The following is a 26,721-nucleotide window of genomic DNA, read 5'->3' as shown; positions in this document are numbered from 1 at the left end:
TGCGGATGGCGCTGTTGGGAGTGGCCGCTTCCAACTGGGTGATCTCGAAGGCGTTGAAAACAGTCCTGGTTTGATAGCCGCCCCACACCCCGTTGCCCGGCGTGCCCATATTGGCGGTGGATTGCCACTTGACCCCGCAGCTATCCAAGGCCAGCGGGAAATCCCAGACGGCGCTGCCGGTCCCGGCCGCGCCGGAATAACCCGGCGCCCATTGAGAGTTTATAATGCCGTCGCCGCAGGCGCCCTCTCTCCAGCTGGTGTGGCTGACCCCTGCGGTATAGGCGCCTGAGATGGGATCCCCGGTTATACCGTAAACAGTAAGAGCGTTGTTTTCAATTACAATATCGCTCTTGTAGACGAAGTGCAGGTAGTTGCGGCAGAATATGGTGTCGGCCTGCAGGTCGGGCCCGATTGCCTGGTTCTCCCAGGTGTCCCAGCCGATGTCGTTGCCGGTAACCGCGAAGCGGGATCCGGCATTGTGGTAGGCGATCAGGGTATCGCGCTGGGCCGGGGTAAAGGCCGGATAGGTCCCGCCCTGAGAGCCGTCCTGGGCCACCTGAATGAACACCGCCTTGTATTTTTTAAGTTGGGCGGTGGTAACCGCGCCCTGCAGCTGGCTGGACCACCAGTCGTAGGTCCAACCGCCCTGTGTCAGGGCCGAGGTCAGATAATCGGCATGAATGAACGAGTTGGCAAAACCGTTATCGTCCCACATCCAGACCAGCACGTCGCTCTGGCCGCTGCCGCCGCCGGTGCTGAACATATAGTGGCGCCCGCCGTTGTCGTCCCGTATGGTATTGCCGCTGGCATCCTTGGACTCCACATCGTAATAGTATATCTGGTTGGCGGCCAGCCCGGCCAGTTTAACGGTGTTGTTGATCATCAGGGGTGTATCCACTCCGGCGGTGCTGCCCAGGGCGGTGGTGAGACCATAATAGACCCGGCTGGTGGTATTCTGCGAGGTGTTCCACATGATCAGCTTCATGCTCCCCACCGGGGGCTGGGTGTCGCCGGCCCGGACATTGGTGATGGTAAAGGAGCCGCCGTTGATGCTGGCGAAGGCGGTATCGGTTGCGCCGGCCGGTATATTATCAACATATACCACCCTGACGGAATCGAGGTAGTCCACGCTCAGACGGCCGTCGCCGTTTACCGGGTTGCCGTTATACAGGGCGATCTTGCCCCGGAACAGCCCGTCGCCCACCTTGACGCAGGAGACGTTCTCCGGAGTGGTCTCCACCAACTTGGCGTAAACAGCCACATTGTTGGAAGCCAGGGTATTGTTGGGATCGAGTATCTCTATGCGCAGGGTGTCGCCCACTCCCCCGCCGATCGGGGTATCGTAGGTATTTTTATCCAGATAAACCTTGCCCATGGCCGGGAGGACGGTTCTATAGGTGATCACCAGGGCAAAGGGCTGCGGCCCCATGGCCACGTTCTTGCCGGTAACCCTTATCCTCCAGATTCCGGTCGGCGGGGCAACCACCTTGATGCCCTCTATATTGTCAACGTCATCGTTGTCAGTGGCGGTGGTGACCGATTGCCGGGGCAGGACGGAACCGTAGCGGTTGCCGCGGTAGCGGGCAGCCGCGGGATTGTAGGCATCCAGATCCAGGTCGTTCACCAGGGCCTTGGCGGAGGTGGTGCTGCCGGGATAGTCGGTCCAGGTCAGGGCTATCTTAAGCCCGCTGGCTCCGGCCGGTATGTTCACCAGGTATTCCACGGCCTCGCCGGTATTGACCCCGGTCCGGTTGTCGTTGACCAGCAATTTTACCTGGTTGCCCGACAGGTACAGGGCGGTGTCCAGGTTGACCCTCCCCCAGCCGAACAGGGAGTCCGGCACGAAGCTGCCGCACCAGCTGGTGGTGCTGTCTCCGCTGATGGCCAGGGTGGCCTTCATTAAGGCGCCCGAGGGGGTAAAGCCGTTGGCGGCTATCTTGGTGCCGGTGGGATACCAGCCCTCGGTAAAATACTGGCGGACCAGTGCGGTGGCCCCGGCCACAATGGGGCAGGACATGGAGGTGCCGCTCATGGAGCGGGTGCCGGCCCCGTCGCCGTCGGCCGATATGATATTCACACCCGGGGCGCAGACTACGGGACTGAGCCTTCCGTCCAGCAATCTTCCCCAGCTGGAGAAGGTGGCCTTGGTATTGGCCCCGCCCACGCCCAGGGCTCCGGCTGTCGCAAGGGCGCCCACATTCACCGAGTTCTTAGCGGTGGCCGGCGAGCCGGCCTTGGACAGGGGCACTGCCTCGAGTCCGCTGTTGCCGTTGGAAAATATCCACAGATAATCCTTGTGGCTCCACATGAACTGGTCGGATTCCATGGAGCTGCTGCTGTATGTTCCGCCGTCATCACTGCCCCAGGAGTTGGACGAAATGCAGGCCCTCTGATTGATGTATTTATAGGTGCTGTCCCAGCCCCAGGAGCCCACCCGGTTGAGGTCCCAGGTGCCGTAAACCGAGCCGGAGTCTCCGCCGCCGTCTATGAATACCAGTTTGGCGTGCTTGGCCATTCCTTCATAGATGCCGGTTAAAATTGAGCTGTCGTTGCCGGCGTTGCTGCCGGTGGTATGGGTGCCGTGGTAGGAATTGGCCGATTCATCCCCCCACTTGGACATGGTGCCCGCGGCCCAGCCCAGATCGATCTCGTCTTCCCGGGCGCCCGGCTGCTGGCCCACCACCTTGCGGTGGGTGTTGTCCCAGTACCAGGTTGACTTGCGGTTGGAGGAATGCTGCATATATTCGTTGGCCTCGGCGCAGCCGGTGTCCAAGTTCTGGATTAACTGGCCCTCTCCGCTGATGCCCAAAGCCCAGAAAGGCCTGGCATTGGCGGTAAGGGTGCCATTTTGAATATTAACCTCGCTGACGGCATTGTGTATCTTGAACACCGGCATGGGCTCCATCCAGGATACCCCCTTCAGGTTGGCCAGGGCGCTCATCTTGTCTAAGCTGATGTCAACGAAGATCTTCTTATTGAACTTGCCGGCTTCCCACTCAAAGGTTGATTTGTAGAATATCTTGTGGCCGACGATAGCCTCGATCTGCTTTATCGCTCCGCTGATATCCTCCGGGCTGAACAGGGTGATGGATGCCCGGATCTTTCCGCCCTTGGCGTTGGAAGCCAGCCGGGGGGATATTTTGTAGGCCGGCTGGAACAGTCCGGTCCATTTGACCTCGCTTTTGGAGGCCCGGATATTTTTATCGATGGTCTGGTTCATCCGGACCACAAAGGCGTAGTTGGGCAGGTAGAACATCACCTCGGCCCCGGCCTTCTCCAGGCCCTTGCGCCAGGCTTCCTGCACCGGTCCGTTGAACTGGACGATGTAATAGGCCGGCTCGTCGCCCTTGGGGGCGTCGTATTTCAGGTCGGCCGGAAGCTTGGGCTCACCCTCGCTGGTGTTGATCTTGTAGCCGTTGGAGAACTCTATGACGCCGGCATTGGCGTAGGGCTGAACCCCTACCGCTATTTTATTTTCGCCGATGAATTTCGGAAGGCCGTCATCAGCTTTAGCCTGGTCTGCCACTTGGGGCTTGGCAATATTTTGCTGTGAGGTTTTACTCGGGCTAAAATCCGCCTTGTAGGCCGCCACATCCGTTAGGCCTACCAGGGAGATAGTTACCAGAGCCGCCACCAGCACCAAGCCGGTTAACCATACGCTAGTTTTTCTAGCCATGTTTTTACTCCTTTTATTTATTTATTTGATTTTTTACGATATTACTGGACTTTGGCAAATATCGCTTTTTACCAGAAAGAGGATGTTTAGTCATTCCTGCAAAAGCAGGAATCCAGGTTCTTTATGGATTCCCGCCTGCGCGGGAATGACACGCTTGCACGCCACCTCTTTCATCGGTGTAAACTCCGCACTTCAGCGTGCAGACACAAAAGGATAGCAAGTTTGATAAAAAACATGCCAAAGTTTACAATATCACAATAAGATATATATGCAATTTATATGCCGATATGTTATATGATCCACTAATTTAACTTACTGTTATTTAATGTGTTACAAAATATTTTTCATACAAATATAATCTCATATCCAAATTATATATATATTAGCGCAAATTTTACATCTTAAATATATACTTTTTGTAACTTATTGTTTTTACTGTGGTTAGTAATATGTATTTCTTGCGTAAAAAGTCTTGCCTATGAAAAAATGGCAGGGCTTTCACCCTGCCATTTTAATGGGTTTTTACGCTATCTTACCTTTACCATTTTCTTGGTCAAGCTCTGGTTCCCGGTGGTCAAGCGGTAGAGGTAGACTCCGTTGGATACTTTCCTTCCGCTGTTATCCCGCCCATTCCAGGAAACTTCGTGCATCCCGGCGGCCTGCTCCCCGTCGCACAGAGTGGCAATCTCCTGCCCCACTATGTTGTAGACCTTTAAAGCTACCCGAGAGGCAGTGGGCAGAGCATAGGAGATCGAGGTATTGCTGGTGAAGGGATTGGGTCTGGCCTGGTTCAATATGGTTGTTTTGCCGTATACCAGCGCCTCCGGTTCCCCTTCCACCTTATAGAAGGCCGGGATGCCGAACCACCTTAGGGACCGGGCGATGAACTCGGTGCGGGACAGCTTTCCAGCGCTGATAGTGGCCACCGCCTCCAAGGGAATCGAAGCGAAGACCGTCTTATAGACCGCGGTGGAACAGCGGATGACGCTGGAACCGCCGATGGTCCGGAACTGGAACACCGATTCGGCGCCGGCCAGCGGGAACATCCGGTCTATGGATCGCCAGTTGCCGGCCGTTCCGCCAGTGTAAATATAAAGGCTGTCTGCTATTCCGTGACTGATGGGCAGAGCCACCTGGCCGATGGAGTTGATATTGGCGGCCGCCACGTTGGATACATCGAAATCAGCCTTGAGGTAGCTGTTATAGAACGTCGCCGTGTCGCTGACGTTCTGTCCCAGGTTCTTGGAAGACAATAAAAGATTTCCTCCCCGATCCAGAAATGCTGACAGGCTGTCTCTCTCCGTCTGGGTCAGGGTGGTCAAACTGTCATCGCCGGTAAACCAGACCAGCACATCGAAGTTGCCGAGCACCGACAGGACATTGGCCTTGCGGTTGTCCCAGTAGCCGTAGAGCACCCCGGTGGTATCCATAGAGGTCAGATAATACTGCCCGTAAGCATTGGCCGGCAGGGCATCGTTGACCAGCAGTATTTTATGCTTGTGCTCTCCTACAAAGAAATGCCAGGGGGTGAGCGATCCGCCGGCCGGATAATATCCGGTATTCCAGATGGGCTGTCCGGCCTGGTCCAAAGCCCCGTCCCGTCCGCTGACATAATACTGGACCATGGTGCCGGGATACTGCGGGGGGATGGAGCCCTGATATTCGTTGGGACTGCCGGTAAGAGACATCGGCAGATAGCTCCAGCTGGTATCGGCGGAGGTGAACGGTTTTACCCGGTAATAAAGCCTGACCTGGGATATGCCGGAGGTATCGCTTACCTGGGTGTATACCGGGAACGGCCCGGTGTAAGAGGTGTCCTTCCAGGCAGTGGTATTGCTTACCTGGGGCGGGGTCCAGTCGAATATCCGGAATTCGTTATTGGTAAGAGGTGCGGTGACCGGCTGGTAGCTGTAGTTCCCGGTCAGGTCATCGCCGGCCTTGATGTGCCAGGTAACGCTAACCGGGTTGACCACCGGCAGGCTCTGGGCCGGGATGGTGTAATAATAGACCCCCCCGACCATGCTGTCCCGGGGATACGGGACCCAGCCGGACTGGTAGATCCATAGGGAATCGTTGGCGATACTGCCCTCGCTCTTGAAGCTGGTCCATACCGGGAAGGGCCCCAATTGGTCGGTATTGGCGATCAATTTGGTGTTGTATGACCAGGGATCGATGATCCGGAAATGGTTCGTAGTATCTCGCTTGGTGGGATATTGGCCCCAGTTGCCCATCGTATCGTAGGCCATCATGAACCAGTTGACAGTGATGGGGGTCAGCGAGGCGCCGCCGTGGCGGGGCATGATGTAATAGTAGAACCCGTCGGCCCCAACGCTGTCCCGAATACAGTCGGGCCCGCCCACGATATCACTGTTGAGAATATCGTTATTCACCGTGTCGCCGTAGGCAGTGGTTAAATTTGTTCTAACTATGAAAGGACCGGTATAAAAGGTGTCCCTCAGGACGCTGACATTGCTGTAGGCCGGGGAATATACCTTGTTGATGAAGCTATAGCAAGTGTCCCAACCGGGATCATAGACATATTCAGCAGTGCCGGCGTTTTCTGCATAAACCAAATAGCCCACCTCTACCGGAGTTTCCAATCCAATCGGTACTGTCGGAATGTCAAAGTAGAAAGTGTCTCCTACCTGGGTATATTCCTCGATCCAGTTATCGCTGGGATCATTCCAAACATACGGCCATTGATAAGGATCTCCTCCAAATCCGTCGGGATTAAAGTAAAACCCAAGCATTGGGTAATTTACACCTTCCGGACATTTTATAACCGTCCTGACGGTGTATGGTCCGGTAAAGCTGGTGTCCGGCCAGAGGGTGGTTAAAGTGATGGACGGTGCGGCTGCATTGGCAGCGATGGCCGTCATAATTATAGCGGCGGTTAGAAATATATATTTACGCATCTTATGCCTCTCCTTATTTAACCAGGTTTAAACGTTTGGTCTGGGCAAACTTCTGGCCGTTGCTGCCCGAAGCCTCTCCGCCAGAGGCGGATCCGCCTGAATTATTACTGTTTGTGGCGGTCATCCGGTAGAAATAGATGCCGTTGGCAACCGCCTGGCCGCTCTTGTCCGATCCATTCCAGGTGATATTATGGAAGCCGGGATTCAGGTTGTCATCAACCAAAGTCCTCACCTGCTGTCCGGTGATGTTATAAACAACCAGCCTGACCCGGCTCTGGGCCGGCAGAGCAAATTGAATGTTGGTGGACCGGCTGAAGGGGTTGGGAGTGTTCTGTCCCAGGCTGAAGTATCTGGGAGATGAAGCAACCGGCTCCCCTTCCACGCCCTTCCATGAAGTTACCTGCAGGTAGAACCAGGTGGAAAGCACGCTTTCGTTGGCCGGCAGTTTATCGTCAAAGGCGGTAACTGCGTAATGATAGATAGCGCCGTCGGTAATAGACTTGTCCACAAAGGAATTTGTGGCCACGGTCCCGATCTTGACCCATACCGGCAGGCCCACCTGCAAAGCCCGGTAAACATTGTAGCCGACCAGGTCGGGTTCGCTGTTGGCGTTCCAGGCGCAGACCACGCTGTCATATTGCTGGGCTGCCGTCAAACCGGTGGGAACCGCCGGAGGCATGTATTCCGGAGCGCCCGGCAGCAGCCACTGGATGATCCGGGAGGCCAGGGTATCGCGTTTTAGCTGCGATGAGACCGCCTCGAACGGGAAGGAGGTGTATACCATCTGATAGTTGCCTGAGACGCCGTCCCAATATCTGATCCCGATGAAGTTTGCGCCGTCGTCGGTCAGGAACCCGGCTGCATCGCTGAAGGCCGGATCCGGGGTCAGGCTGTAGCCGTAATTGGGGGTTGTCCAGATCGCGCCGCCGCCATTGATGGGATCATACAACAGACTGTCGTATAATCCGTCTCCGATGGGATCGCTGGCCACCCCGGTCCCGGTGTAGCAGGTGGTGTTGATCCAACCGTTGTCCGGGGCCAGGTGCAGGTAATCACTCCACAGATTGGGATGCACGGTGGTATCCAGGGCAGGTGCGCTGAAGCCAAAATAGGTCTGCCCGGCCATCCACAGCTTGCCGCCGTTGTCCAGATATGATTTTAAATTCTCCTGATCGTACGGGGTCAGGGCCTTATAGGATGCGCCCGCCTTGCCGTCGTAGTTGGCGCCCAGGTTCCAGATGACCACCGGGAACTGCTCCAGGTAGCCGGTCGGCATCACCTTGTTGGTACCGATGGTGGCCAGACTGTATCGGTATCCCAGATTGGCTACGGAAGCCTCCATATATTTTGTCCAGGATTCAGCTTTCAGGTCAACCGCATTGCCGTCGTTGTCCACCAGTAGTATGGTGCTGGGTCCGGGAAGGGGCTCGCGGGTCTTGCCGGTAACGATGAAATCGTCCACGTATAGGCCTTCGCCCACATTGAAATCGCCGTCGGAGCTCATGCCGATCCTGATCTTGACGACCTTGCCGATATAGTTGCTGATATCCAGCACCCCAATAACGGACTGATCAACCCAGGCGGCGGTGTTGTCGATATAAATATACGGCGTTACGCCCGCCCAGCTCTTGCCGCTGTCGGCGGAGATATCCACCGAATAGCAGTCCCAATAGGTGTTGGCATCGGTGCCGTCATCCGGCAGGGCCGGGAACACCTTGAAGTCCACATAGCAGGGCTGGGTGTTCTGGACCGGGGTCAGGTCTATCAGGGGGGAAACGATGGCGTCGGAATAGCCCCACCAGTATTGTCTGGTGCTATCGTCCCCGCAGTACCACGACTGGGTGGCGCTGGCTGACCGGAAAGTGGTCTTGTGCCAGTGAATCTTGGGCGGCTTGGATCCGGCGGTCCAGCCCAGGTTGCCCAATTCGCAGTCGTCAAAAAAGATCGGCCCCCGTACGCCGGTATTGTAAACTGTGTCCACCGAGATATTATCAATATACCAGGCACCGTGGTAGGGGCCGCCATTCTCGTCAGATTCCAATGGATCGCTGACCGTGGCAAAACGCAGGCTCAGGTTCTGTCCCTTGTAGGCAGATAGGTCGAAGGCCACATATTTCCAGGCCCCGTTGGTGCCGCCCCAGCCCGGCACCGGAAAGGTGTCGGGCACCATGCCGGTATAGGTCCAGGCGTAGGATTTTTTAAGATTATAGGCCGCCGTTCCGCCGCCCTGGGAACGGATGGTGTCGGGCCGCAGAATGAACCAGTTGTCCCCTCCGTCTGTTGATCCCCACAGGTTGACGCAGTCCCAGTCATCTCCGCCGCCGGGCGGCTCGATATTGTAGTAATGGTAAAATTTTAATTGGACGGAATCCGAGGATATTGCTGTCAGATCAAAGGCCGGAGATTGAAGCATCTGCACCCAGCCGTTTCCGTAGCCCGGCGAGTTGGGCCAGACTCCGGCAAAATCGTTGGTACCGCACCACCAATGCTGCCCGGCATAGGCGCCGATGGGCGAATATGTATTAATGTTCCAGTAGGGTTCCTGGGTGGCCATATCCATGGTGTCCCAGCCCATGGTGTCGGTTTCAAAGTTGTCGAAGAACACTGTGTCCACCGTAGCCTTGGCCGCAAGCGGCGCCTTTAAGGGCATTACTTTGGCCTTGGGCCTTGGCTTGGCAAATAACACCGAAGTGAAACTTAACAAAAGCACCAAGCCCATTGCTAACCATAATCTTTGCTTCATGGTAAAACTCCCTGTTTATTTTTATTGATAATGTTTTATTTTAGAGTATTTAACCCAAAATGTCAAGAATATAATTGTTTTTTCTCAAGATTGGGATTTGAAAAATCACGCCCCGTAAACTGATGTAATTTTTTCGAACTAAAAAATTCACCAACAGCCGTTCAATATAGCCAGCGCCGGAAACTCCGGCTATATATAAAACTATAACACGAAGGGCGGTGTATATTTTCAAACGCCGCCCTCGGTTGACATGATAGTAGACATGGTTCGACAAGCTCACCACGGGTAAGGCCATGAATGGCCTTGAGCACCTTCGATGGTCATTCTTAACCCAGCCCTTACTTGTCCGCCGCAGCTTAAGCGTAGGAGGAAGGGCTGGGTTAAGAGCAGATACTGTTCCCCAGTCTTAGGCCGTTCACGGCCGACGATTCATTTACTCTGGATACCCGTTCCCCGATCAATGTCGAGGACAATCCCCACTTTCGTGGGGACAGGGCTGCACGGGTATGACATCCCGTCCTGTCATTCCACTCCATAGGCGCATTTCAGCTATATTGTCATTCCCGCACAGGCGGGAATCCAGGCTATTGTACTCAACCGGCACGATCGGGAATCCAGCTAATATCACCTTATGATCATCACCTTCCCGGTGGCCGAGAACTCCCCGGCTGTCATCTTATACAGGTAGACCCCGTTGGCCGCTTTTTGGCCCCGGGAATCTTTCCCGTCCCACGGCAGGCTGTAATGCCCGGCCGGCTGAATGGCGTCCACCAGGGTCCGCACCTCCTGCCCGGCGATGTTATAAACTTTTAGGCTGACCTGTCCTGATTTTGCAATTTGATATTTGATATTTGTAATTTGGCCAAACGGATTGGGATAGGCCTTCTCCAGCTGGTAGCTCAGCGGCAGGTCTTTTCCGCCGAACTCCACCATGATCGGCCCGTAATAGGTCTTCTGACCGGATAGATCCACTTCGGCCAGACGGTAGTAGTAGATCCCAGTTTCCAGTTTCCAGTTATCTGTATAGCTGTACTGATGCGGCTCGTTGGTGCTTAGGTGGCCCGGAACTTTCCCCACCTCAATAAAATTCCCGTCTTCGGTGGTTGACCGCTCTATCAGCCAAAAGTCGCAGTCCTTTTCGCTTTGGGTTCGCCAGGCAAGATTTATTCCGCCGGCTTCGGCCTGGGCGGTAAAAGCCGAGAGTTCCACCGCCAACGGCCCCATAAGCACGTTGACCTTGTAAAGCTGATCCCAGTCGCCCCAGCCCCGCTTGGCATTATAGCCTCGCACCCGGTAGTAATAGGTTGAACCCGCGGTCTTTCCGGTTACCAGATAGTTGCTGGCGGTGATGGAATTAGAAACCGTGGCGATCGAGGAAAAAGCGGCCACCGGTTTTATGTCGTCAATATACACGCTATCTGTGGTCAGCGAACCATCCCACACCAGGCGGATCTGAAAATAAACCGACTTGCCGAAATACTTGGCCGAATCTACGGCAAAGGCCCTTTTAGTCCAGACTGGCGAGTTCTGAAAGAGCTTGCCCAGAATATCCCACTGGCGTCCGTCGGTGGATATCTCCACCCAGATCCGGTCGAAGGTTGTCAGTCTCTGATAGCTGTAGAAACTGAAAGAATCGGAGCTTGAACTTACCGGATAAGGCCTGGTGGTGGTAATGCTGGTGATATTATATTGATTACTGATTCCGCTGCTATAGCTGCGGCTGCCGTTGTACATTCTAACGGTGGACGCGGCAAAGCCGTTCAAGGCTATATTGGGATTGGCGACAGCCCCGACCGTGTCGGTGGTGGCTGAAAACCCCGATAATTCCTGCAGTTCGTAGGCCGTGGGATTCGAGGCCGGATTGGGCAGGTTCCAGCTTAAGCGGTAATCGGTGTTGGCCGACGGGAAGGCCACTCCGGTCACCGGCGGCGGCAGCACCGGCGGCGGCGAGGTGGTGCTGACTAAGCTGTCGGTGCGCATGGCCAGGTACATGAATCCTTTGAGGGTCTGGGGACAGACCGAATCTATGTGGCTGGGCGGGGTGTAGAAGGCGGTGTCCACCTCCACGCAGTAGGGGAAGATCACCCGGCCCAGCTGGGTCAGGCCGTAGCCGTAGATCCAGCCGTCGGAATCCCCGGTGGTGGGATACAGGGCCGAGCTCTGCATGGGCGAATAACTCTGGACGCTGCGGTATTTTTTGATCCGGGCCGCCGACTGCTGGCCGAAATAACGCAGTTGGATGCTGTCCGGCGCCCGCTTGAGGGTGGAATCCACATAGCCCAGCGGCCACAGCACCAGTTCGCTATAGCTATGGTAGGAGATGGACAGCACGATATTATGTTCTTTGACCAGCTTCATCATGGCCTGCTGTTCCGGCTCGCCGCTGGGCGACACGCCGTAAAATACGTCATTCGACGAATCCGGGCTAGTGTAGCTGTTTATCGTGCCGCCCCAGGATCCCCGGATATCGCCGTCCACCGAGCCGTCATAGCCCCGGTTCAGGTCCACGCCATAGACTGGCGACCCGGCAAACGGACGCCGGTTCTTGCGCCACCACAGACCAGCCCCGTAATTGCCTCCGTTATCGTAAATAAAACCGTCGGGGTTGACCAACGGCACGATGTATATCTCCCTGGTCTTGATCAGGCTGGAGATGGAATCGGTCCCGGCGGGGTTGTAATTGTTGGTCAGGTAATTGGCTATGTACAGGCATACCTCCGGGGTCATCCACTCCCGGGCATGGTGATTGCCCATTATCAAAATGCCGTGGCGGGAATTATCGCTGACCGTGGGATTGTTGGAAATTTTGAGGCACCACACCTTTCCCCCCTGGGCGGCCACTGTCAAGGTATCTAATTTGGTGATGGTGGGATGATCGGCCGCGATCTGCCTCAACTCGGCCCTGATGCCGTCATAAGTATGATAAACGGCCTTGCCACTGTAGGGAGTGACATCCCGGGGAGAGTTCATCAGCACCTTGTAGGCCAGCCCGGCCCCCGGTATCCGCCACAGCTGGTCGGGCCGGATGACGATGTCGGCATACTCTCCGGGCCGGTAGGCGGCCACGTCCAGGCCGTATCCGATATTGGCCAGCCGTTCGGCTACTGCCGGATCGGATATATCAACCCGAATCAGCATCTTGTCGGCACTCTCCTGACCATAGGCTGTTACTACCGACATTGCCAGAGAGGCCATAAAAATCAAAACGATTTTTATTTTTTTGTTTTTAAGCATTATTTCCTTAAATTCAATTGGCAGGATTATAGCATATAACAATATAAAACAACAGCCCGATTTGATAAATCGGACTGTTGTTCATGAATTAATATTACCTTATGATCATCACCTTCCCGGTGGCCGAGAACTCCCCGGCTGTCATCTTATACAGATAAACCCCGTTGGCCGCTTTTTGGCCCCGGGAATCTTTCCCGTCCCACGGCAGGCTGTAATACCCCGCCGGCTGGATGCCGTCCACCAGGGTCCTGATCTCCTGCCCCAGCACGTTGTAGACCTTGATCGATGTCCGGCCGGTATTCCTCAAAGCATACTTGATGGTCACTCCTGATGCCGCCGGATTGGGATAGGCCTTCTCTAAGCGATAGTTTAAGGGCAGATCCTTGCCCCCGAACTCCACCAGCATCGGCCCGTAGTAGGTCTTGGTCCCGCTTAGATCCACCTCGGCCAAACGATAGTAATATATTCCTGTCTGCAGATTGGAAGCATCGGTATAGCTGTACTGATGCGGCTCGTTGGTAGTCAGATTTCCCGCAACTTTTCCCACCTCAATAAAATTACCGTCTTCGGTGGTTGAGCGCTCTATCAGCCAATGATCGCATTCCTTCTCGCTCTCGGTCCGCCAACGGACTTCGACTACATTGTTAACCGCCATGGCGCTGAAGGAGGTCATCTCCACCGCCTGGGGGAACCCTGCGCTGGCGACTATATCTCCTCCGACCGTGATGGCAAAGGGTTGGGGTCCGCGATTGATGGTGGCTGCGGTAACGGTTATCGTAAATGTCCGGTTGGCCTTGGACTTGGATGAGGCCGGCGCCAGCCAGACCACCTCTTCCGGGTTTATGGTATCAGCTGCGCCGCCGGTTATGGAAAAGCCGTTGCTGGCCGGCTGGCCGAAAACATTGCCTAGGTAGGTATTGGTGCCGTCGGTAACTGTCAGGTTAAGATTGTTGACCGAGATATCGGAGGAAGGTGCAGCCGATGGATAATCGTAATATACCAGCACGATCTTTAGCGGCTGGGTAACAGAGGTGCCTGTGTTGATGGTATAGGTATAGGTCTGCCCGGTGGCGGTGAAACTCTTGGCGTCATCCACCCTCAGTTTGCGGGCATCGCCCGAGAAATATAAAGCGTCATCCAGCACCACCCCGCCCCAGCCCTGGCCCTGGGAAGGCACATTCTGGGAAACACTGCTTACATTGGCGAGTGCATCGCAACTGTAGGCCCCGTTGAAGTTCCTGGTGGCCAGCATCATTAAAGATTTAATTAAGGCCCCTTTGGGAGCCACGATGGCATTGCCAGCCACCTTGGTGCCGGTGGGGTACCAACCCTCTGTAAGATACTGCCTGACCAAAGCTCCCATGCCGGCCATGGTGGGCGTGGACATGGAGGTGCCGCCCATGGTCATGATGCCGGTGTTGTTGCTGGTTAAAAGCCCATCCGAATCCACCGACCAGATATACCAGCCACCGCATCCCAGCAGGGTCGGCCTTCTTAGCCCTTCCTGGGTCGGTCCATGGGATGAAAACTCGGCCACATCTAAAAGTTCGTTACGGGTGGCAGTGCCGTTGACCGCCCAAGTGGTGGCGCCTGAGCCAAAGCCCGATTCGCTGGCCCCCACGCAGACTATGTTCTTGGCCGTAGCCGGATAATTGACCCTCTCGCCGGAGGTGTTGCCGTTCCCGGCCGAGCGGAACATCACCAGGTCCTGATGGGCCCAGGCTACCGTGTCTATATTGCGGCTATCGGTGTGATAGTAATCAAGGGTGCTGCTGCCGCTCCACCCCCAGGAGGAAGAAGTGATACGGGCTCCGGCGTTGTATGCCCAGATATAGATACGTCCGATATTTGCCGGGGTATTCAAGCCGCCGGTGCTTGGTTCAAGATCGGAAAAGGCTATCCGGCACTTGGGGGCCATGCCCATGGCCCGTGGCAGAGAGGCCTGGGTGGTCAGCCACCCCAGGCTGTCGGCGCCAATGCTTCCGGCAGTATGGCTTCCGTGGCCTGACGAGTTATTGTCGAAAGTGTCGGCAAAGACATTGTAGGCCACTATCTTGCGGTGGGCATTGGTGCCGAAAACCAAAGTATCGCGCCCGGTAACTGAAGACGTATCCCTGTCAAAAATCGGTTTTAACCCAGCGCCGTCCCGGAAATAGATGTTATCCCAGTCCATGCCGGTGTCGTCATCGCCCACGATCTGTCCCTGGCCGTAGAGTCCGCGCTTGTATATCGGCATGATCAGGGAATCATTGGCTGTGTTCATGGTAAGAGCCGATTTCCAGGAGTCGGCCGCCGCTTTCATATTGGTAGTGTCAAGGCTCTGGTTTATCCAGCGGCTCCAGGCATTGTGCAAGCTGGGTCGGCCATAACGCTCCACCCAGTAAACTTCGGGATAATTGGCTATCTCCTTGGCGATCTCGATGGCCTGGTCGGTCGGAATCCAGATACAGATGATATTCTCGCCATGCTTATCGTAACTTACGTCTTTTTTGGCCAGCAGCCGGTCCATCACCGGTTTGGCGTCGGCCACCTCAAACGTCAAGATCTTTAGCATGATTTTTCCCGGATCGTCAAGAGGGAATTGCTCGGGCGCTGAAAGCAAATATGGGCTGATGCGGAAGGCCGGCTGGTTATAGCCCACGAATTGCACCATGGGCATTTTTTCCACCAAGGCTTTTACCTGCGGGGTCATTTTAACGATGTGAGCATAATTGGGGATGTAATCGAATACCTTGCCCCCGACCCGCACCACCTGGTCGCGCCAGGCGTCCAGCACCGGCCCGGTGAACTGAACCAGGTAATAGGCCGCTTCATCTGATTTAACCACCTCGGCCCGCTCCAGCCCCAGATTTTTGTAAGAAGGCATCCCGTTGCTGGTGGAAAAAGCGCCGATCCGGAATTTCAGGACGGTGGGGTCGGTTGCCAGGGCTTGGGAAGCCGCCAGCATCGCAACCGCTAAAATAATTACTGACTTTTTATGCATTTATAACCCCTTAATAAAATTTCGACTTTGGTATATAATTCCTTTGTTTATAAATTATTGCAATAATTATGCCACAATTGATGCATCTTAACTCATTGCTCTGCAAAATGTTTTAACCAAAATTAAATTTATGTAAATATTTGGAGGCGCACTAATTGCAGAAAAGGCAATATTTGCAATTAACTTATAAGTTATTGTAATATTTATTACTTACCTATCTAAGGTCTTTTCTTAAATTACCGCTAAATATATATCATCAATGGCCAGCCATTATATTGAGACCGCCTACCCCCTTTTATATCAAACATCACCGGCAAGAAGGACAGCAATTTGTCATTCCCTGACCGCTCCCTCACTCCACTTCGTTTGGTGCAACAATGGGCTTTACTCAGTGCAGGCTCTCTCCACATTGGAGAGGGAAGCCGGAAGGCAGGGAGAGGTCGGGAATCCAGGCCTGGATGCCCGTTCCCCGACCTATGTCGAGGACAATCCCCACTTTCGTGGGGACAGGGCTTCACGGGTTGAACACCAAAACGTAAATAATTAAACTAAGTTGAAATCCGCCTCTGGCGGGTTGAGTACAGAAAGTAAAATAAGTTTAGCCGAAATGCGCCTTTGGTGCGCATGACAACAAGGACGTTCAAAAAACGGGTAAGGATTATTCACCTATTCAATTACCAAGTTACTAAAAGGGCGGCGTTCATAAAGAACGCCGCCCTTTGAAGATATTGTTAAATGCTTACCTCAAAAGCATCAGCTTCCTGGTGGCGCTGAAATTTCCCGTGACTAATTTATAGAAGTACACCCCTTTGGCCACTTCCCGCCCGCTGTTATCCCGGCCATTCCAAGGAGCGGAGAAACTGCCGGCATTCTGTCTGGCGTTGATCAGGGTTTTGATCTCGGCCCCAAGGATATTATATATCTTTAGACTGGTCTGTCCCGGCTCTTTCAGCGAATATTTGATGGCCACCCCCCCGGTGGTGGGGTTGGGATAGCTCTGCTCTAATTTATAATCATAGGATGCCAACGGGCCCGAGTAACTTACATTGATCGGACCGAAGGTGGTCTCCTTGCCGGAGACATCGATCTCCACCAGTTTATAATAATACTCCCCTACCGTGGGAATTGAAGCGTCGGTGAACTGGTAGTTGCTTATTTCATAAACGGTGCCGTTGCCGTTGACCGTGCCGATCTCATCAAAGGATCCGTCCGCCACAGTCGAGCGTTCGATCCTCCAGGACTGACAGTTGACCTCGCTGGCCGTCTGCCAGGACAGCAGCACCCCTCCGGAGGATGGTGCGGCGGTAAAGCTGGCTAAGCTGACCGCTCCGGGCAGGCTGACGGTGGAGGCGAAATTGCCCCGGACGAAATTGGACTTGGTGGCCGTTACCGTCAACTGGCCGGCATTGGCAGGATTGATGGTGAAAGAAACATTGCCGCTGGCGTCGCTCAGCTTGGAGGTGCAGATGTCGGTGGCTTTGGTCGAACCCTTGGCCGGAACAGACATATACAGTCCCACCAGAGCGCCCTGGAGATTGGCCCCACCCTTTTTCTTGACGTTGACGTTGAAGGTCTGGGTCCCGGTATTGATGCTGGCGTTATAGGTCAGCGCAAAGGTATCCGGAACCTGCGAGCAGAAGGTCATAAAGGGATCGCCGAAGACGTGGAACAACTGGCAGGTGAATTCCTTGTAGTCGGCCGGAATGGCCGGGTCGGTGTAGGTCTGGGTCATTAAATGCCACTTGCCGGAGACCATGGCAAAGGCCGGCCTTAAATCCTCGGTGTAGCGGTCGTAGGTCTGGCCGGTGCCGGCATTGGGCACATCCCAATTGTTGGTAGTATTGAAATTGGGCCACATCCCGTCCATGATGCCCATGATAATAGCGTCGTTGACGAATGAGTACGACACCTCGGTGGCGCACATCACTCCCAAGGCTCCGTATCGGCTGCGATGAAAAATTTCGGAAAAAGTACCCGGTGCTGTAGCGTATTGGAATGCCCCGGTCTGGCAGTTCATTGAGAAGACGAAGGTGTGATTGGTGTTGGTAAGGCTGGCGATGTCCGATCCCTGAAAATCGGGCTCTCCCCATCCGCTATACAGGCCGTGGTCGCGGTGCATGATCATGAAACCGCCGTTATTGACGGCATTGATCATCCCGGCCGTCGAGCCGCTGTTCCAGTTCATACCCGAAGGAACGGTGTTGGCGATATATCCTTCCCCGGCCGTGCCGTAGGCCGCCACCAATGCGCTGGGATTGGTGGATGACCAGGCGGCCCCCGCCGCAGGGGCGCTATACCCGCCCACTACGTTATATTGCTGGGCGGGTGTCTTCCCCAGCTTGTTGACTAAAAACCCCCGAACGATCTCGGTGCATATGCCAAACCATCTGTCCGTCTGCCAGCCGGCCGCCGATATCGGCGTGTTGTAGAAAGAGGCGCTGGAGGGCGGTGAGGTCTCGTACCGGATAATCTTACGCACCATGGTGGAGCAATGGGTGACGGTCTGGGCCGGCATCCGGGCGAACACCATCTCCGGGGCCCCGCCGTTGTCCCAGGTGGAGGCGGTGTTGGTAATATTGATATCGGCGAAGACGTTGTCCGAGACATACTGGGGATAGCCGCCTGGATGAAGCATTAACTTGGACGAGGTCAGGCCATAGGCCTTGGCGGAAGGGGCCAGGTCGGACATCATCAGCACCGCCAGCGGTTTTATGGTCCAGGTGTTGTAGGCGTTGTCTATGAAAGCCTCCATCGAGTCCGGGGTGTTGCCGGTCTCGGCGGTGGTGAAGATGCCGGTCTTGATGCCCTGCTTCTTGCGGAACAGCTTGAGGGTGTCGGCCCAGGCTATGAAAATGGGATCGTTGGGAACGATGATGATATATTCGAACTGGCCAGCCTCCTTGGAGGGATCGTCGGCGGCCATCTTCTCGTGGATCTCGGAATATTTGGTGGGCTCCAGTGAACTGTAATTTATGATGTTCTGCTGGAGGATCCGCTCAAACATCGGATGGCGGTAAAGATCGTCGCCGAACTCGCCCTTGCCCCCCTCAAATGTCACCTCGACCTCCATGTCCCGGCGGACGATCAATTCCTTGGTGACTGGGTTATATCTGAAAGGCGACAACGACAGGATGAAAACATCCACCCCCCTCATTTTCTGGACCGGGGACTTGATCACGAAATCACTGGGGAAAAATTCATTCTTGGAATAGACCTCGGTATTCTTGGCCAGGGGCTTGAAGGTCTTGTCCTGCTCGGTGGGGATCTCCATGCCCGGGGCGATGTCCACATTCTGGAATCTTTCCTCGCGGTAGGACAGGATCTTCACCCGGGGAACGGCCCCGTTGGGGACGGCCACATAATTGCTGATCACCGGCAGGTCGGGATACCCGGCGCCGATGGGCAGGACCGATCCTTCGGTTACCACCGCCTTAGCCTTGGCTCCCTCAACATCCTTCTCCTCAAAGTTGAAGTTGTTGACGGAATAGACCAGATTAAGGCTTCCCTTGGTCTGATTTTTTACAGTGATGCCTCGCTTGGACCAGGAATCCTTATAGGTGATGGTCTGGGTGTTGGCCGCCCAGGATATTCCGCAGATGAAGACCAACAAACCCGCTATCAACAATTTATGTTTTCCCATTGTCCCGCTCCTAAAAAATTAACGTTTACATAATTCATTAATGCAAGTATTATACCGTTTGAGTAAATGTGATTTACCTCATAAGTAGCTTAAAAAAATGAATATCAACTATTAATTCAGCCAATATTCATGTATTTTAAGGAATATTTAGCAGTATTTCTTTATCGTTTGTAATTACAACAATTAACTCAAATGCAAATATTGCGCCATAGTGTCATTTTTGTATACTTTTAAGCTAATATATGGCTCTCAGTTTTCTTAAATTCCAGGCAGCCTCTGAATTTTGATCTATGGCGGCCCCTTTTGTCAGATACTTGACCGCCTCCCGGGGCCTCCCCTGGTTTATCAGCATCATGCCCATCCGGTTATAGGCCCAGGTGTTCAGCGGGTCAATATCTTCCATTACCTTAAGATAATATTTTTCAGCTTCCCGGTAATTGCCGTCCATCTCACGAATATAGCCGATATTGCAATAGGCCTCGGAGATATTCCTGTCTAATGCTATGGCTTTTAAATATTCTCCCACCGCCTCCTTATTTTGTCCCTTGGTCAGATAGATATTCCCCAGGTTATTGTGCAGACTGGCATCGCCGCCGTCAATGGCCAGTCCCTGCCGGACGTAATTTTCCGCCAGGGCCAGATCCCTCTGGTAATAATAATTGAAGGCCGCCAGATAGGGGGTTACCAACCCGGGGTTCTGCCCTATCGCCCGGGACAGTTCCCGCTGGAACCCGTCCGGCGGGGAGGCGGGATTGGTAAAGATCGGGTTTAAATATTTATATTCGTATTTCGCGATCCGGCCTTTATACCGGTCCGTTCTTCTGGCAAATACCAGGCAGATATCGTCCCAATATACCAGAGCCCATTGGCTGCTGCCGGAGAAATACCCATGCAATCTGCTGCTTAGGGACTTCCCGCTGCGGGGATAGCGCAGCAGGGCCAGATCAAGGTCATATTTATTCATCAGGGCTGTATCCCCCTTGATGATGGAGATATAATCCTCCAAAACATACCTGAAGGGCGCCATCCGGCCGTCTATGAAGACCGGGATGTTGTTCCAGATCAGATAGCCGCCATCCATGAAGTCGTTGAGTATTTTCGGATCCGGAAAATTTGTTTTTACGAATCTCGTCCCCTCCACCGGAAAGAGCCTGCCATCCAGTCCCAAAGGATGTCCCCCGCCCCGCTTCCCGGCCAGGCCGAAGCCCGACAACACTCCGGCCAGGATGATCGCCAGACAGATAGCTCCGAAGACTGGTTTGGATAACCTCCCGGCGTATTTCTCTGGTATTTTCAAATGCCGAGCGCCGGAAAATATCTGGTTCCAGTTCACAGCCGTAAAGCCCAGGGTGGCAAAAACAAAAAGCGGGACGAATCTGACGGCATAAAAGGCCAGATAGAAAAATCCCAGCCACAACAGCAGACTGGATAACCGAAAATTTCGCCAGTTTAAGATAATCCCCAGGGCGGAGAAGGCCATCCAGCCCAGCCCCCATCGTACCGCGGCATCGCCCATGATAGAGGGAGAGAAAATTGAGGTATATTCGTGGATGGTGCCGTATATTAGTTTGTCAAACGCTATCAGCTGGGGGTCAAAATAGAATTTAAAAAAAGGCTTGACCAGTGATATCCCATAGGGGTTGATCAGCACCGCCAGGCAGGCGATTAAAAAACCCAGGGCCATAACCCGGAAAGTGAACCAGCGGCCCTGGCGAAAACCGGCCACGGCGGAATCAAGGCAATATATGAATAGAACCGCCAGCCCGGACATCAGGCCCAGATGTGAATTGGCCCATAAAACGAAGCCTGCGGCAATGAAAATCAGAAAGGCCTTGGCGGAAATCCCGCCCCTTTCCAGCCGGTCCAGCAGAAAGATCTCCGCTGCCAGGGCCAGAAAAGTGGCTATCTGAACCCTCTCGCTGAAACCTATCTGGCTGGCCAGTACCGCCAGGGCCATGACCGGCAGAACCACCAGGGGATTCAGCCCCTTCCTCCGGGCGGCGATAATGCCGATAAAAAAGACCAGGTTCAGCAATAGGATCTTCAGGATCACGATCCCCGGGAAGCCGGCGATCTTATGCAGGCCGTACAGGATGACCGACGGCAGCCATTCGTGCATCACCCAGGGCTGGCCGAAGGCGGTGTGGCTCCAGAGATCAGTATGCGGAATCTGGCCGCTTTCGGCAATATACCGGCCGGTGGCCAGCATGATCCACAGGTCGGGGTCGGAAACCGGGGTCAGCGAAAGCCCGGTGATCAGCACCAGCAGGGAACAGCCGGCCAACAGCCATTTCCAGTTATTTTTCATCACAAGCCAGGATGATACAGTTTGGAATTAAATAAAAAGGCTTTCTCCATAACAGAGAACGCCTTTAAACCAGATAGCGGTTTTATCCTTGCCATCAACCGTGACCCTGAACGGTCAAGGCTCTTTTCACTTCCTCCTCCTGGATGTAGCCCAATTCCACCAGGCACTCTCCTATCCGCTTCCCGGCGCCCTGCATCTGATGCCGACGGGCTTCGTTAATGTGCTCTATGGAAACATAGCCCAGGGAGACCATGATCTCCCCTATCATTTTTCGCGATCCCATCATTTAAAATATTCCATCCAATTAGATTTATTTTCAAGCCCCCTGCGAAACTAACCGCCGCCGCCAGCTGAAAATGCCAAGGAAATGCGTCATTCCCGGATGGCGCCGCCTATAGGGCAGATGAAATCTGCCAAAGTTCGCCTGATTTAAAGAAGGGCGGCGTCCATGTCGGAACGCCGCCCTGGGGGAAACTGTTTACCTCAAAACCATCATCTTCTTGGTGGCGCTGAATTCGCCGGAGTTCAGCTTGTAGAAGTACACTCCATTGGCGACCGACTGCCCCTTGTTGTCACGGCCGTCCCAGGGAATCGTGTAGAAGTTGGCGTCCTGTTTGGCATTGACCAGGGTCTTGACCTCTTCGCCCAGCAGGTTGTAGATCTTCAGGCTGGTCTGGCCCGGATTCTTCAGCGAGTACTTGATGGTGGCCGGGCTTTTTCCGATGGGGTTGGGATAATTCTGCCCCAAGGCATACACCGCACCCACCACTACCGAGATCGGTCCGTGATAGGTCTTCTCGCCGGTCTTGGAGACATCAACCAGACGGTAATAATACACGCCAACCGATGGAACTTTGTCGGTATAGGAGTATTTGTCGCCGTAGGGGTTGGTCCCGTCCACATCGATGGACCAGACATTGGTGAAGCTCTCGCTGTCGGTGGAGCGCTCGATCTCCCACTTATAGTTGTCCATCTCGGAGGCGGTCTGCCAGTTGATGGTAACCGAATTGCCGCCGGCCTGGACGCAGGCAAATGCGGTCAGTTCCACCGCGGTCGGGACCAGCGGAGCGCTTACCGAGGCGCCCCAGGTTCCCTCGCCGTAGTAGTTGAGGGTTTTGATGGTATAGACATAGGCGATCTTGGCTCCGGCGCCCACGTCGGTGTAGGTATGGGTGGCCGGGCCGCCGTAAAGGTTTTGGACCCTGATCAGTTCGTCGCCTGAGGTGGGCGGTGTGGTGCTACCCGGGGCCTGGCGGTAGATGATATACTGGGCCACCTTCTGGTCGCCGTCATTGGCTTTCCACCAGGTCAGCACGTTATTGGCTCCGGTATCCACCACCTTGACGCTGTCCGGAGGTGTGGGCAGCACGAAGTCGGTCATGTCCACCTTATATATCTTGCCCTCGTCCATGGAGGCGCAATACAGGTAGAACCTGGTTCCGGCGGCGCCGGGCGCGAAAGCGGCCGCTCCCACCGGGGCGTAGGGAACGCCGGCGGCGTTGGTGGCCTCGATGCCCATGCCGTAGGTGCCGTAGGAGCCGTAGCTGGACGGCCCGGGCATGATATCCATGGTGGTGGCATTGAGGGCATTGCGGCGGATCATGACGTTCTGCCACACCGAGGAGGTCCAGATGCTGGAACCGTCGTATTCCAAGGCCCGGCCGTTCCACCATTCGCCTTTGCCATTCAATACGTTGTCGGAAGCCAGCGCATCATCCCAGCTGTAGCCGTAGCGCTTGACAGCGGTGCCGGAGAGCGACTTGCTGTAGACCATCAGGGATTCGGAATACATGTCATAATTCTGCCAGTAGGCCCACAAAGAGTCCCCGGAGAGCAGGTTCGGCCCGAAGGTATCCACCACCGAAGGACCAAAGGCTATGCCGCGGATGCGCTTCATCGGGGTTCCGCCCCAGTCACAGTTGGGGGCCATTAAGCCGGATATTTTGATAGCAGCACGGTTGGTCTGGATAATGGAATCCTGCAGGGATATCCACAGGTTCTTGGAATTGTCGATATCCAGGCCGCCGCCGTAATGTGCGGTTGAATGCCACGAGCCATGGTTGTTGGCTGAGCGGATGGTGTCGCCGCCCACACCGCCCACCAGCGGGTTATTGGTAGTGCCCTTCTTGACCGCATAGATCCTGGTCTGGAAGGTGGCATTATCCAGGTTGGCGTTGCATAAGAACACGGTGTCGGCCAATATCGCCACCGAGGAGGGCTGGATCCGGTAGCTCCAGGTGGCTCCGCCCACCCGGATATCGGTAAAGTCGTAGGTCGTGACAACTTTAAGTCCGCTGACCCTTAAGCCGAAGTTGCTGGTGGTGCTGTAGGCCGGGGTGGTGCTGCGGAATATGACCCCGAACACTATGTCGGTGAATTTGGGAACGTCCTTCTTGATCTTGACCACGAACGGTCCGCTCTGGGCTTCGGCATTGGTGGCCATGGCTCCGCTGCCTACCACTACAGTAGTGGTGGGGCTGATGCTCTCCACATAGGCTCCGCCGGTGACCACATACAGCGAACAGCGGGCCCCGACGGTGATGGCGTTGCCGGTATTGCGGAAGGTAACCTTAAGGGTATCGGTCTCCCAGGGATCCAGCATGGCATTGTTGTTATTGGCGGTGTTCACAACGATCGGATCCTTGACCACAACCGATACATAACCCACCTGAGGAGTGGTGGTGGCCATACCGGTGCGGGCTACCCGGAATTTCATGGTCGGGCCCTCGGCCGAGATGTCGTAGATCCATGGCCCGTTGCCGCCGCCGTTGCCGGTTCCCTTATTGGTCTTACAGTTGGGGCTGGTCAGCGAGTCTATGGCATTCTCGGTGTAGCCGCCGGACGAGAAGTCGTTGGCCGAATAGGCGGCATTGCCGCAAGAGCGGGGGAAGTTGCTGTCGCCGGCCGCATAGTTAATGTTGGGATTGAAACCCGGCTGTTCCACCCAGGAGTAATAATATGCTACGTTGGGCGGACCGTCGTTGAAGCGCGAGCCTCCGCCCATCCGGGTGTCTATATGGGTAATGATCAGGCCGCTCTCGGGCAGGCCCGATTCGTAGGGGGGAGTTTGGTTCCGCAGTTCCACGAAGAACACCTGGCCGGAATCGCGGAAGGCCATGTTGCGGATGCGCCACAGCCTGATGCCGCTGGTGGGATTGCCCCGGCGGGCCTCGCCGGACGAATCCAGAGCCGCTATGGTATACTGGCCGTCGCCGCGGTATTCGCTGGAGATGGAATCGGTGTTGCCCAACGCTCCGGCTGTCATCCAGCCGTCAACCCCGGTCTGAATGTTGCCGTCCACATCATACTGCAAATGTCCGCCGGGGAAGGCCGGCTTGTCGCCGCCGTTGTTGCCGTTATAGGAGCCGTTGTCCATTAAGGACCACTCGCCCCAGGGGGTGCCGGAGTAGCCGTAGTCGTAAAGATCGGGGGCGCCGATCTGGTGGAACATCTCGTGGGCGAACACGCCCAGCTGGCCGTTCTGGGGGCAGGCGATCAGTCTGGTTAAGCTGACGCCGTCATAGGAGCCGAAGTTGCCTGTCATGGACATGGACCAGATATCGCCCACATCGCCTGATTCTTCCTGCCCCGGGCCGGGGTGGACCAGGATCAGGCCGTCCTGCAGGCCGCCGGGGTTGGCGCCGTAATCAATAAAGGGGTCGGCTTTACTCAGGGCGGAGCTGTAATAAGTGGAAGAGGGGGCGTCGCTCTGTACGGAGTTCAGCCGGGTGATTCCGGTGGCGATCACCGGGGAAACCCCGCCATACCACCAGCACTTGCGCATGGTAAAGTCAAAATAGAAATTGCTCATGGAGCCTACTATTGAGGAGTCGGGCACGTAGGGAGCTATGGAGTCGCCGTAGGCCAAAAAGTTGAACCAGTTGGCGGTGGCCAGGGCGTGGTTGTTGGCCGCGGTGCGGTCGTAGGGGTACGGGGTGTATGGGTTCAGGCCGGCCTTTTGGTTTGTGGCGTACCAGGCAAAGGTGCTGTCCGAGAAGTCTCCCAGCACCACGTTCATATACTGTCTGCCGCTGGCGGCCTTGGTGGGGTTCTCCTTGGTGCCGTCAACGCCGTACAAAAAGTCGGTGGACATTTTATGCCGTTTTTCCACCGAGAAATTAATTACCTTGTTGGCGTTCTTGGCCAGGGCTGCCACTGCACCGGAATTGGGCCGTAAATGCCGGGGAAAGGTGCAGTTGCTTTTGCCCACTATCAGGTCGGTGGCTACCAACAGGCCGTTCGCCTGCTGGGCATAGGTCCAGTAGCCCTGGCTGTTTTGAATGATGGAATAGCCGTCGGCATCCTCGGCAAAGTGAAAATGCTCGTCGCCCTTTAAAACGGCGGAAAATTTGCTGCCGTCGGGCTGGGTGAGCATTCTGGGCCGGGGATTGGCAGGAATGGCAAAGCTGGTGCCGGCTATGGCCACGATCATTATGACCGCTAAAGCCATAGTCAGAAATCTGAACTTTGACTGCATGTTTTGCTCCTTTTAATTGATTGCTATTTACTTTTTGTTTAATACTTTCTGAAACTTAATAATATGCACTATTTGTGCCACAATTACATATACTCACAAAATTATCACAACATTATGTTATGCATACAGTTAGGGCATGAGTTCCAAAATGAAAGGTTGCTAGTGACAGGATAATTTAACGCAATAATTACATCCATTGGTGGTTACGCTTGTATGTTCTTTAATTGCAGACTATTAAGAGAAACGCATAATTTGCATTGGCGTTGGATGTTTACAGAAAAATCATACCATAAATGTCAATTGTTTCATCATTCCAAATTCCAACCCCGAAGGGGTGATATTCTTATAACAATAACAGCAACATCATCATTCCAACCCCGCCCGCCCGCCGCAGGAGGGAAGGGGTGATACATTTCAATCCAGTCATTCAAACAAATATTGTATCTATTCAACCATTTGACCACGGATGGCGCACCGATTGACACCGATAGATCACACTATCCGCCTTATTTTTTGCAGCTTGGAACTGCCAAAGTTGAAGAGCAATCCTACGCGCAGTCCCGTCGTTTTCAAATAATTGAACAACTGCGCTTCATCGCTGGCTGTGAGTGTTGTTATCGCTTTGTTTTCAACAAGGACTTTCTCTTCCACCAACAGATCAGCCCTGAATTTTCTCTTGAAAACGGTGTTCTTGTACTTGATATCCAAATCCACTTGTCGCTGAAAACGAATATCCAAAGCTTCC

10 protein-coding genes are annotated in these 26,721 nt (G+C 54.6%); all 10 read right to left on the bottom strand.

Going from position 1 to position 26,721, the window contains the following annotated elements:
- The coding region (locus tag KJ869_06710; GenBank protein ID MBU1576883.1) for a S8 family serine peptidase at window positions 1–3,676 on the bottom strand (3,676 nt) is incomplete at its 3' end.
- A gap of 527 nt (window positions 3,677–4,203) precedes the next feature.
- On the bottom strand, window positions 4,204–6,591 hold the full coding sequence (locus KJ869_06705) for a T9SS type A sorting domain-containing protein (GenBank protein ID MBU1576882.1): 2,388 nt from the start codon (window positions 6,589–6,591) through the stop codon (window positions 4,204–4,206).
- A gap of 13 nt (window positions 6,592–6,604) precedes the next feature.
- Entirely contained in the window at window positions 6,605–9,334 is a 2,730-nt protein-coding gene (locus tag KJ869_06700) for a T9SS type A sorting domain-containing protein (GenBank protein ID MBU1576881.1), read from the bottom strand.
- Between the two features lie 624 nt (window positions 9,335–9,958).
- Window positions 9,959–12,529 (bottom strand): T9SS type A sorting domain-containing protein, encoded by a 2,571-nt coding sequence (locus KJ869_06695; GenBank protein MBU1576880.1) that lies wholly within the window; start codon window positions 12,527–12,529, stop codon window positions 9,959–9,961.
- Window positions 12,530–12,662: 133 nt separating this feature from the next.
- Complete coding sequence (locus KJ869_06690; protein MBU1576879.1) at window positions 12,663–15,551, bottom strand: S8 family serine peptidase; 2,889 nt, start codon at window positions 15,549–15,551, stop codon at window positions 12,663–12,665.
- Between the two features lie 739 nt (window positions 15,552–16,290).
- Entirely contained in the window at window positions 16,291–19,191 is a 2,901-nt protein-coding gene (locus tag KJ869_06685) for a T9SS type A sorting domain-containing protein (GenBank protein MBU1576878.1), read from the bottom strand.
- 235 nt (window positions 19,192–19,426) lie between these two features.
- Window positions 19,427–21,499 (bottom strand): tetratricopeptide repeat protein, encoded by a 2,073-nt coding sequence (locus KJ869_06680; protein ID MBU1576877.1) that lies wholly within the window; start codon window positions 21,497–21,499, stop codon window positions 19,427–19,429.
- Between the two features lie 94 nt (window positions 21,500–21,593).
- Window positions 21,594–21,785, bottom strand: coding sequence for a hypothetical protein (locus tag KJ869_06675; protein ID MBU1576876.1), 192 nt, complete (start codon window positions 21,783–21,785; stop codon window positions 21,594–21,596).
- A gap of 192 nt (window positions 21,786–21,977) precedes the next feature.
- Window positions 21,978–25,976 (bottom strand): T9SS type A sorting domain-containing protein, encoded by a 3,999-nt coding sequence (locus tag KJ869_06670; protein MBU1576875.1) that lies wholly within the window; start codon window positions 25,974–25,976, stop codon window positions 21,978–21,980.
- A 492-nt stretch (window positions 25,977–26,468) separates the two neighbouring features.
- Window positions 26,469–26,721 (bottom strand): GxxExxY protein (locus tag KJ869_06665; GenBank protein ID MBU1576874.1); only part of this gene is annotated, 253 nt, incomplete at its 5' end.

This window comes from Candidatus Edwardsbacteria bacterium (assembly GCA_018821925.1).
Lineage (GTDB): Bacteria > Edwardsbacteria > AC1 > AC1 > EtOH8 > UBA2226.
The sequence above is the reverse complement of the archived record's forward strand: the minus strand, read 5'-3'. Positions and strand labels throughout refer to the sequence as shown.